Annotated in this window: 3 protein-coding genes and 2 pseudogenes; 3 read left to right on the top strand and 2 right to left on the bottom strand. The window is 63.7% G+C overall.

From position 1 onward, the window contains the following. Window positions 1-268 (bottom strand): annotated as a pseudogene (locus RMO40_RS19010) (hypothetical protein); the annotation flags it as partial. Then, window positions 265-1,275 carry a tetratricopeptide repeat protein gene (locus RMO40_RS19005; RefSeq protein ID WP_309724725.1) on the bottom strand — a complete coding sequence of 337 codons (1,011 nt, stop codon included), beginning with the start codon at window positions 1,273-1,275 and terminating at the stop codon, window positions 265-267. The gene RMO40_RS19005 and the pseudogene RMO40_RS19010, both read right to left, overlap by 4 nt. A gap of 240 nt (window positions 1,276-1,515) precedes the next feature. On the opposite strand from RMO40_RS19005, the gene cysS reads away from it, so the two are divergent. The 3 genes and pseudogenes from cysS to RMO40_RS18990 all read left to right on the top strand — a co-directional run. Next, entirely contained in the window at window positions 1,516-2,889 is a 1,374-nt protein-coding gene (gene cysS, locus RMO40_RS19000) for a cysteine--tRNA ligase (RefSeq protein WP_309724723.1), read from the top strand. Between the two features lie 4 nt (window positions 2,890-2,893). Beyond that, a complete protein-coding gene (locus RMO40_RS18995) occupies window positions 2,894-3,529 on the top strand; it encodes a DNA-3-methyladenine glycosylase 2 family protein (RefSeq protein WP_309724721.1) in 636 nt (211 codons plus the stop codon). 61 nt (window positions 3,530-3,590) lie between these two features. Continuing rightward, window positions 3,591-3,823, top strand: a pseudogene (locus tag RMO40_RS18990) (acetyl-CoA carboxylase carboxyl transferase subunit alpha); the annotation flags it as partial.

The raw sequence follows: 3,823 nt of genomic DNA, 5'->3' as shown, positions 1-3,823 counted from the left end.
AAACCAGTTGGGCGAGTTGAAAGTTGGGAACGTCACGCGCGAGGCTTTCGGCCTTGACGAGTGCCTGGCGGCTGTCACCGGCACCGAGCAGTCGATAGACCTCGAGCAGCCGCGCTTCGGGCGAGCCGTGCGATGCCGCCGCAGGCCTGGGCTTGGCCGCAGCGCTCTGCGAGGGAGTGAATGCGACCCCGCACAGCACGGCGACCGCCGCACCGATCAATCCGCGAGGCAGGCGACGAAGCGCATTGACAAGCCACGCGGTGATCACGACCCCGTGCTTTCCTTCTGGATCAGCCAGCGCCCCGACACGTTGATCATCTCCAGCTTCTTGCGGCTGGACACCTTCAAGGCGTCGGCGCTGTAGCTCTGGCGAAACTGAACCACGGCCTTGTCGCCCTGCACCTTGGTCTCGAAGTCAGACAAGGCCACCGCGATGCTGCGTTTGCCCAAGATGCGCGCGCGGCGCTCTCCTTCCCACACCTTGCGCGACTGGCCACCGTTGTAGTCGGGGGTGTAGGCGGCGAAGTAGGCCTCGATGTCTTTGCGGCTCCAGGCGGCTGCCCAGGCGAGGGCGGCGGCTTGGGGGTCTTCGGCGCCGGCAGGAGCGGCGGGTTTGGGAGGAGGTTTCGGCGCGGTGTCGACCGGCGCGTGTTGGGGCGTGACGGCTGCCACGACGGGCGGCGCGGCAGGCTTGGCGACGGGCGCTGCGGCCATCGGCGCGGTCTTGGTGGGCGTGTTGGCCGCCAAGGCGATCGACTGGGGCGCAAACAGGTCGCGGATCATCGCGAGTTTCGGGCTCACCTTGGCCGTGTTGCCACTGTCCATTTGAAGGGCCTTCGAGTAGGCCTGGCTGGCCAGCTTCGCGTACACGTCACCGAGGTTTTCATACGCGGTGGCGTAGCTCGGGTTGGTGCGGATGGCGGCTTCGAGGGACCGGCGAGCCTGGTCGTACTGGCCTTGTTTGCTGTAAAGCACGGCCAAGTTGTTGTAGGGCTCGGGCAGCTCGGGAAAGTCTTCGGTCAGCTTGACGAACACCGCGGTGGCTTCGATCGGGCGGCCTTGCTCTGACAGCACCAGCCCTTTGAGAAAACGCATGCGCGCATCGCGTGGATTGGAGGCGAGAAACTGGTCGGCCTTTTTCACCGCCTCGGCAAACTGACCTGCGCCAAACAGGCGGTCGACATCGGCGTACTCGTCGGCCCGGGCTGTGGTGGCGGTGGCCACCAACAAGCCCGCGACGAACAGGCCAATCAACGAAGTGCATGTGCGGAGCATCGACATCCTGAGGTGGGTTGCAAGCGTGCTCTTGCCGAGGCGCTGGGGCAGGTGGCAAGCCGCATCACCAGAGCGAGAGGGCAGGCCGCTATACTCGCAAAATTGTATCGCAGCCCCACTGCCAACAACCCCTTGACAGACGCGTCGCTCACTGCGTGCAGCACCCCAAAGCAGGCCCGCGGCGCTGTCCGGTCGCATGCCAGGTGAACGGCCCCGAGCGACCCCACCCCATACTTTCCGATGACCTTGCGCATCTTCAACACCTTGACGCGGCAGACCGAGGTGTTTGTTCCGATCGAGCCCAACCACGTGCGCATGTACGTGTGTGGCATCACCATCTACGACTATTGCCACGTGGGGCATGCACGCATGATGGTGGCGTTCGACCTGATCTATGGCTGGCTGCGTGCGATGGGTTACCGCGTCACCTACGTGCGCAACGTGACCGACATCGACGACAAGATCATCAAGCGCGCGCTCGAACGCAACATCTCGCTGCGTGAACTCACCGACGAGATGATCGAGGCCATGCACCAGGACCTGGATGCATTGGGCATTGCCCGGCCAACCCACGAGCCGCGTGCCACCGAGTACGTGCCGCAGATGCTGGCGATGATCGGTGCGCTCGAAGGCAAGGGCCTGGCCTATCGCTCCAGCAACGGCGACGTGAACTACGCGGTGCGCAAGTTCCCCAACTACGGCCAGTTGTCGGGCAAGTCGATCGACGAGTTGCGCTCGGGCGAACGTGTGGCGGTGCTCGACGGCAAACAAGACCCGCACGACTTTGTGCTCTGGAAGGCCGCCAAACCTGGCGAACCCGACGACGCGAAGTACGCGTCGACCTACGGCAACGGGCGCCCCGGCTGGCACATCGAGTGCTCGGCCATGGGGTGTGCCTTGCTCGGTGAGCAGTTCGACTTGCACGGCGGCGGCGCCGACCTGCAGTTCCCGCACCACGAGAACGAGATCGCGCAGAGCGAGGGTGCGAGCGGCAAGCCGCCCGCGCGGGTGTGGGCGCACAACGGTTTGCTGAATGTCGATCACGTGAAGATGTCCAAGTCATTGGGTAATTTCTTCACCATTCGCGAGGTGCTCGAGCGCTTTGATGGCGAGACGATCCGCTTCTTCATGCTGCGCACGCACTATCGCAGCCCTTTCAATTTCAGCGACGTCAATCTCGACGACGCGCGCAACGCGCTGCGCCGCCTTTACACCGCTTTGGTTGATCTTGACGTGCCGACCGCGCCGGTCGATTGGGATCAGCCGCAGGCCGCGCGTTTCCGCGACGCGATGAACGATGACTTCGGCACGCCGGAAGCGGTGGCCGTTCTGTTCGAGCTGGCCGGCGAAGTGAACCGCACCCGCTCGCCCGAACTGGCTGCGTTGCTCAAGGGTTTGGGCGCCACGCTCAACGTTCTACAGCAGAGCCCGCGTGCCTACTTGCAGGCCGGCAGCGGCCTCGACGAAGCGGCAATCCAGGCCCAGATCGAGGCCCGCGCTGCGGCCAAGGGCGATCGCAACTTTGCACTCGCCGACCAGATCCGCAAAGACCTCCTCGCGCAAGGCATCGTGCTGCAGGACTCGCCGCAAGGCACGACCTGGACGAAGGGCTGATCCGGTGCGAACTGCAAGCCCCGATTATTGGGAAGAGGCGTGCAAGCACCTCGCCAAGCGCGACCGTGTGATGCGCAAGCTGATCCCGCAAGGTGAAGGCCGCCTGCAAAGCCGTGGCGACGCCTTCACCACGCTGGCACGCTCCATCGTGGGCCAGCAGATCTCGGTGAAAGCGGCTCAGGCGGTGTGGGATCGTTTTGCGGCCCTGGTCGATGGCGACCCGATGCGGGTGGTGCCAGGCGCCGTGGGCGCGATCGAGCCCGCCCGCATGCGCGAAGCCGGCTTGTCGGCCCGCAAGGTCGAATACCTGCTCGACCTAGCCCGCCACTTCGAGGCGGGCACGGTGCACGTCAAACAATGGCAGCAGATGGACGACGAGGCCATCATCGAAGAGCTGGTGGCCATTCGCGGCATCGGCCGCTGGACGGCCGAGATGTTCCTGATCTTCCACTTGATGCGGCCCAATGTGCTGCCGCTCGATGACGTGGGTTTGATCAAAGGCATCAGCGTCAACTACTTCAGCGGCGAGCCTGTTTCGAGGGCCGAAGCACGTGAAGTGGGGGACGCGTGGGCGCCTTTTCGCTCGGTGGCCACATGGTACATTTGGCGCAGCCTCGACCCCCTGCCTGTAGCGTACTGAGCGCCTTCTTTGCCTCAAGTGAGACGCCCTCAGCGCTCACCTAACCCAGGACATCAGCCGGATGAGCAAACGACACTTTCTAGAGTTCGAGCAACCCATTGCCGAGCTCGAAACCAAGATCGAAGAGCTGCGTTACGTGCAAAGCGAATCGGCTGTTGACATCTCCGAAGTGATCTACCGGCTGAGAAAAAAGTGCCAGCTGATCGTCAAAGAAATCTACTCCAGCCTGACCCCCTGGCAAGTCACGCAGTTCTCGCGGCACACGCAGCGACCGTATGCGATGGACTACATCAT

Source organism: Rhizobacter sp., assembly GCF_031412075.1.
In the GTDB taxonomy this organism is placed as follows: domain Bacteria; phylum Pseudomonadota; class Gammaproteobacteria; order Burkholderiales; family Burkholderiaceae_C; genus Rhizobacter.
Note: the sequence above shows the minus strand (reverse complement) of the source record. Positions and strands in the feature narration are given on the sequence as shown.

Coding starts and splice junctions, on each gene's coding strand:
- RMO40_RS19005 (WP_309724725.1), bottom strand. CDS start 1,275: ATGCTCCGCACATGCACTTCGTTGATTGGCCTGTTCGTCGCGGGCTTG.
- cysS (WP_309724723.1), top strand. CDS start 1,516: ATGACCTTGCGCATCTTCAACACCTTGACGCGGCAGACCGAGGTGTTT.